Here is a 5,317-nt window from a genome sequence, read left to right as displayed (position 1 = left end):
CCGTTCGGCGATGGCCTTGCCGATACCCCTGCTACCACCGGTGACCAGCGCGGTCTTGCCTACCAGCGTCCCCATGCCCACAGCCTTCCGAAGCGGTCGCTACAGAATTGGGACTGTAGCAGATTCTCTAGCGTTCGGTATAAAATTAGGATGTGGCAGCAGTCCGACGGGGACGACCCAGGGAGTTCGACCGAGCCGCGGCCCTTGATCACGCCCTGGTGCTGTTCTGGGAGCGCGGCTATGAGGCGACCTCCATCGCCGATCTCACGGCGGCGATGGGCATCGGCGCCCCGAGCCTGTACGCCGCCTTCGGTAGTAAGCGCGAGCTGTTCGACGAGGTCGTGCAGGTCTACGGCCAGACCCACCACGCCTTCATCGCAAGGGCGCTGATCGAGGAGCCGACCCTCAAGGCCGGCCTGGACCGCATGTTGCGCGAGGCCGCGGGGGCCTACACCCGTCCCGACCTGCCGCGCGGCTGCCTGGTGATCAGCGCCGCCGTCAACTGCAACGCACCCGAAGTCGAACAGGCTTTGCGCGCCCTGCGCGCGGCCGACCTCGAGGCGCTCGAACGCCTCGTCAACGTCGCGATTGACGCCGGGGAACTGCCCGCCGGCACCGACGCCCGCGCGCTGGCGGTATACACCAGCGTGGTCATGCAAGGCATGGCCCAACAGGCCCGTGACGGCGCCGACCGCGGCGACCTTGAAGCGGTGGCCGCCCTGGCAATGCGGGCATGGCCCTGGACAGCGCCGTGAACGTGAGCCGGGGGCGGGAGACAGCGTCCCGAACATGACGGTATGTGGCCGACCATAGCCAGGCGCCAAGCTCCGGCCGGTCGGGGTCCGCGGAGCGGGCCGTGGCAAGGAAGGCGCTGACAGCCTCGGCCTCCAGCTCGGCCAGATCCGCCACGAACCCGAATCGACGGCAATTCCAGCAGATCCTGCGAAGCCCGGGTGCCATCATCCAGATCGTGACCACGTCCCAGAGATCCTTCTTCTCGCGACTGGTACGAAGAAGGCGCGACCAGATGCTGTCACGTACTTCAGACGGCACGCCAGGATCCAACAGCATGTCCCGCATTCCTTTGACAGAAATCTGCTCGACCTCAGTGGCCCCGGGATAGGGATATCCACGGTGAACTCCGACATCGCCGGCATCAGCGCTACATGGGCATCGACGGAGTCGAGAACACGGTCGCGGAGCAGGATTACCAAAAAAGTTCCCCCTGGTGTCCGTAGGGGCGTGCCATACGACCCATTCGAGGTCGTCGGACAGCAGCGAGGGCATGTTGTGGATGCTCGGCTCCGGGGTATCCGGAGCGATGCGCACGGTGGCGGGCCACCCGGCGCTCGCACATGCTTGGCCGACAACGAATGGGGGTGGGCCCATGTCGACATCCATCACCACTCACCATCCATCCGACTTCCGACCAGCGAGCTGACACCGACTTCGTCCGATCCGACCGGCCCTGTCGCCAGTGGCCTTCTCGCGGCAATCAGGATCAGCCGGGCGGCCCGGAATCCAATCAGCACGTCCGCACTCCGGACTCCCCGCTCCGGGAAAAGGAATGGGTGGTGCATCATGAGGAAGGCATACGGGATTTCTGGTTCGATAGTCGCACTGGTCCTGGGCCTGCTGTTCATGGCGGTTCCAGCGCGAGCCGGAGGGCCAACGGTAACTCCGGTTACACCGGTGTCTCCGGCCGCACCCGTCACGCCGGTCACGCCGGTCCTGACGGGCATCAGCGCGGCACATGCGGCCAGTGCCCGCGCGGACCTCGTCCGCTTCCACTTCCAGCTGGCAGCCCCCTCCGAGGTCACCGCCCGGTACGTGCCGACCTCGGAACTGATACAGGACGGCTCCGGCCTTCCCGTCGCCGTGCGGGGCCGCTCCTTCGTCAAGGTGGTCTTCCACAATGCGGCGGCCCATGACGAGCAGGGCAGGGCTACGGCTCCGCGCAACCTGTTCCCGATCCGCGTGACCACCAATGTTGTCCAGGTGCGGTCGGGTGGCGACTTCGAGGGCGTTGTCACCTACTTCATCGGTCTGCGCCAGTCCGCGCCCGGACCGCGGGTACAGCCAACGGTGCAGCACACCGGCACCAGCGTGATCGTGGCGATCCCGACCCGATAACCCGGAAGGACAAGGGGCGCAACGGGCAGACCGCCGCGCGTGGCGGCTGCCCGGACACGAACGGGAGTGTCCGATGAACGTCGGACACTCCCGTTCGGACATCAACGCCCCCTGTTCACCCACAGGCCACCCGCACCGGACGCCCGGTACTGGTTGTTCGCGTAGCTGTCCGAGTACTGATCAAGGAGGAAGACCAGCCACGCGCGGACGTCGTCCGCGGTGACGTCCGTCCCGTCGTCGTGCTCGGTATGCACGAGCAGGTGCGCGGCGGCGAACCACTGCGCCGCCTCGACGTACGTGCGGATCGTCTTGGGAGACTTGCCTTCGGCACTCAGATGGAGGCGGAAGGAGTTGATCACGGGCTGGAGCGGGCTGTCCGGGTCGACTGCCGTCGCCGGATCGGACTGGAGCCCGAGTACGCCGCCTGGTACCCCAGTCGAGTACCCGACGGGCCACCAAGGCGACCACCGTGACGTATTACGCCGTGTTACGATTGCGGCATGCCGAATATCCGGTTCACGATCTCGACAGCCTCAGATGTCCAGGCCGCGATCAGGATGCACGCGGAGGCGGCAGGCATGGACGTCTCCGCCTACATGATCGCGGCAGCCGTCGCCCAGATGGCGCGCGACGACGCCGCCACGGCGGCCTTCGCGGCACTGGACGCGCGCAACCAGGCCGCCCTGGAGCAGACCGCCGACCTCCCCGAGGCGGACCCACCCTCGTTCGACGCCCTCACCACAGACGAGCAGGCCCTCGTCCACCGGGTCCTGGCCAGCGCACTCGGAACGGATACCGCGAGCGTCGCGTGACCACCCGCACCGTCGTCTACGACACCGGGATGCTCGTGGCGCTCCTGCGCGACAACCCCACGGCGCGGCTCCTCCACCACGGCCTACGCGCAGCGCCGCATCGGCCGGTTCTCATCGGCCCAGTCCTCGCCCAAGCGTGGCGACCGGACCCGAAAACGGTCCACGCCTTCAGTCAATACCTGAAGGACTGCACCGTCCCCCAAACCCGGGAAAGCACACCACCCATCCGCGGCGCGGCGAACATCCCCGCCGGCTGCGTCGCCTGCGCGAGAACCTTCACCCTCGACTCGTACAAACGGGCAGGGGCCATGCTCGCCGACGCCACACTTCCCACGAAGAAACGGCCGGACGTCATCGATGCCCTGGTCGTCATCACCGCCGCACTGCACGCGCCCGCCCAGATCCTGACCAGCGCCCCAGACGATCTCACCGCCTACACCGCCACACTCGATCGCGCCGACATCCTCGTCGAGCCGATCTGACCGTCGCCGGCGCCGCCATCCATCCGCTATCTGTCTGACGGTGCAGGGTGAGCGCCTGTCGCAGGTCCGGCAATGTCCTGCCCGCGAGGGCTTCGAGCCAGGCCATCCGGATGATTGCCACGCGGCCGGAGTCGCGCACTCGTCATCGCCCAGGCGGCCGATCACCGGGGGCGCAGGGAGGCGGGTGACAGCCGCGCCGCCAGCCGCCGGTGCCAGGGCAGGCCCGTCCGCAGCTCGCGCCTGAGCACGGCGACCAGCACCCAGGCTCGATCTGACGACGGCACGGCGCCCGGCGTGGGTGCGAACACGGCGTACTCGTGTACGGCGACCAGTTCGGCAACCGGCGCGGCCACCCGCGGGGAGCGGTGCCGTTCCACCACAGCGGCGAGTTCCCCGCCGGTGTGAGTCGCTCGCACCGGCAGGCCGGCGTCCCGCAGCTGGTCGACCATTTCCCAGTAGGCACCGACGATCTGGGCGGTGGTACCGGGACGGCTGCGCCGGCGTCGTCCACGCACCCCCTTGACGACCGGAACGACGCCGATCGCGAGCGCTCCGACGGCGGCGACGGCGGCAGCGGACACGACAACCGGGGAGACTCCACCTCCGCGAGCCGCGGCCGGGCCGGGCGAGCCACCTTCGGAGATCTCCGGCCGGCTGGCGCCGGTGGCACCGATCACTCCGGAACCGTTGGCGGTGACAGCGGCTTGCTGGTCGCCGGTCGGGTCCGCAGCGGGCGGCGCCTGACCCGCGGGCCGTTCCACGGCGTCGATCTCGTCGGTGGACTGTTGGTCGCGCGGCGACGGATCGAACGCGACCCATCCGGCCTCGTCGAACAGCACCTCGGCCCAGGCATGAACGTCCCGGCCGGTGACGCGGTAGTCGCCGGTCCGTCGGTCACCGGCCGGTACCCGGTAGCCCAGCACGATCCGCGCCTGGTAGCCCAGCTCGCGCACCATCACGGCGAAGGCACTGGCGAACTGCTCGGCTGTCCCGCGGTGGCTGGCGATCAGCTGGCTGATCTGGTAAACCCCATGCCCACCCGGTGGCTGGGCGCTGGTGTCATAGCGGAACCCGCCATCGCGCAGAAACAGGTCGCGGATCGCCTCGACCCGGCCCAGTGGAGTGCGCGCCGTCGCGGTGGCCTGGGTGGCCGCCGCCCGGACCGCGGCTGGGAGGGTGTAGATGGGGCGCCGCGGCGCGGGAGTCGGTGCGTCGACGATCAGCCGGGTCTGGTCCACAGCCGGGACCGCGCCGAGGGCGGTGTAGCTTTCCGGCGCAGGCCGGTCGGACGGCACCACGACGTCACCGGTGGACTCGTCGACCCCGAGGCCACCGACGGAAAGCGCGAGCGGACGGCCCACGGTGGGCAGCCACGCGAGCGCGTCGGCGTTCTCGACGTGCACCGAGATCTCCTGCTCCCGGTATGACACCCGGTCCGGGGGCGGGGGCAGTCGCTGGTCGGCGCGCCGGTAGGCGGCCGAGGTCGTCCAGTGGACGCCGTCGAAGTCCGGCAGGGTAACGGCACGCAGCAGCTCGACGGGCTGCTCTGACCGGACGATGAGGGTGGGCCCGGCCTCCCTGCCGGCGGCCAGTGCCGGGAACTCGACGAGTGGGCTGACAGTGGCCCGCGGCGACACGGTCTGTGTGAAGAACGACTGGGCGTCGAACCGCGGCCGAACGGCCGGCCCGCCCGCGCCAACCACCGGGCTGTTCGGGCCGGCGGCCTCGGGCAGGAACGGCACGACCGGAGTGAACAGCAGGCCGAGGGCGGCGGCCGCCGCGGCGGCGGCCACGGTGACGAGGGCCCGGCGGATCCGCGCGGGCCGCGGCCGTTCGCCGTGGTCTGTCCCGGCGAGCCGCGGCCCGGCCGAGTCCCGGCGCCCGGGCCGG

6 protein-coding genes and 1 pseudogene are annotated in these 5,317 nt (G+C 69.7%); 4 read left to right on the top strand and 3 right to left on the bottom strand.

The window, feature by feature from the left end; translation table 11 throughout:
• Nucleotides 1–75 (bottom strand): annotated as a pseudogene (locus FREUN1FDRAFT_RS48420) (short-chain dehydrogenase); the annotation flags it as partial.
• Nucleotides 76–152: 77 nt separating this feature from the next.
• On the opposite strand from FREUN1FDRAFT_RS48420, the gene FREUN1FDRAFT_RS37715 reads away from it, so the two are divergent.
• Entirely contained in the window at nucleotides 153–755 is a 603-nt protein-coding gene (locus FREUN1FDRAFT_RS37715; RefSeq protein WP_255348251.1) for a TetR/AcrR family transcriptional regulator, read from the top strand.
• Between the two features lie 937 nt (nucleotides 756–1,692).
• Nucleotides 1,693–2,133: a hypothetical protein gene (locus tag FREUN1FDRAFT_RS37710; protein WP_232295607.1), complete on the top strand. Its 441-nt coding sequence runs from the start codon at nucleotides 1,693–1,695 to the stop codon at nucleotides 2,131–2,133.
• A gap of 101 nt (nucleotides 2,134–2,234) precedes the next feature.
• Here FREUN1FDRAFT_RS37710 and FREUN1FDRAFT_RS37705 read toward each other — a convergent pair whose 3' ends face one another.
• The gene (locus FREUN1FDRAFT_RS37705) at nucleotides 2,235–2,492 is read right to left on the bottom strand and encodes a hypothetical protein (protein ID WP_006545697.1); all 258 of its coding nucleotides are present in this window, start codon (nucleotides 2,490–2,492) and stop codon (nucleotides 2,235–2,237) included.
• A gap of 141 nt (nucleotides 2,493–2,633) precedes the next feature.
• Here FREUN1FDRAFT_RS37705 and FREUN1FDRAFT_RS37700 point away from each other — a divergent pair, with 141 nt between their 5' ends.
• Both FREUN1FDRAFT_RS37700 and FREUN1FDRAFT_RS37695 read left to right on the top strand, forming a co-directional pair.
• Nucleotides 2,634–2,945 (top strand): hypothetical protein, encoded by a 312-nt coding sequence (locus FREUN1FDRAFT_RS37700; protein WP_232295606.1) that lies wholly within the window; start codon nucleotides 2,634–2,636, stop codon nucleotides 2,943–2,945.
• A complete protein-coding gene (locus FREUN1FDRAFT_RS37695; protein WP_006545695.1) occupies nucleotides 2,942–3,427 on the top strand; it encodes a hypothetical protein in 486 nt (161 codons plus the stop codon). The genes FREUN1FDRAFT_RS37700 and FREUN1FDRAFT_RS37695 overlap by 4 nt, the downstream gene beginning before the upstream one ends.
• A 161-nt stretch (nucleotides 3,428–3,588) precedes the next feature.
• Here the strand turns inward: FREUN1FDRAFT_RS37695 and FREUN1FDRAFT_RS37690 are convergent.
• A partial coding sequence (locus FREUN1FDRAFT_RS37690; protein WP_006545694.1) for a transglutaminaseTgpA domain-containing protein occupies nucleotides 3,589–5,317 on the bottom strand: 1,729 nt, incomplete at its 5' end.

It is taken from the genome of Parafrankia sp. EUN1f, from assembly GCF_000177675.1.
Classification (GTDB): Bacteria; Actinomycetota; Actinomycetes; order Frankiales; family Frankiaceae; genus Parafrankia.
This window is presented reverse-complemented; position numbering and strand designations above follow the sequence as displayed.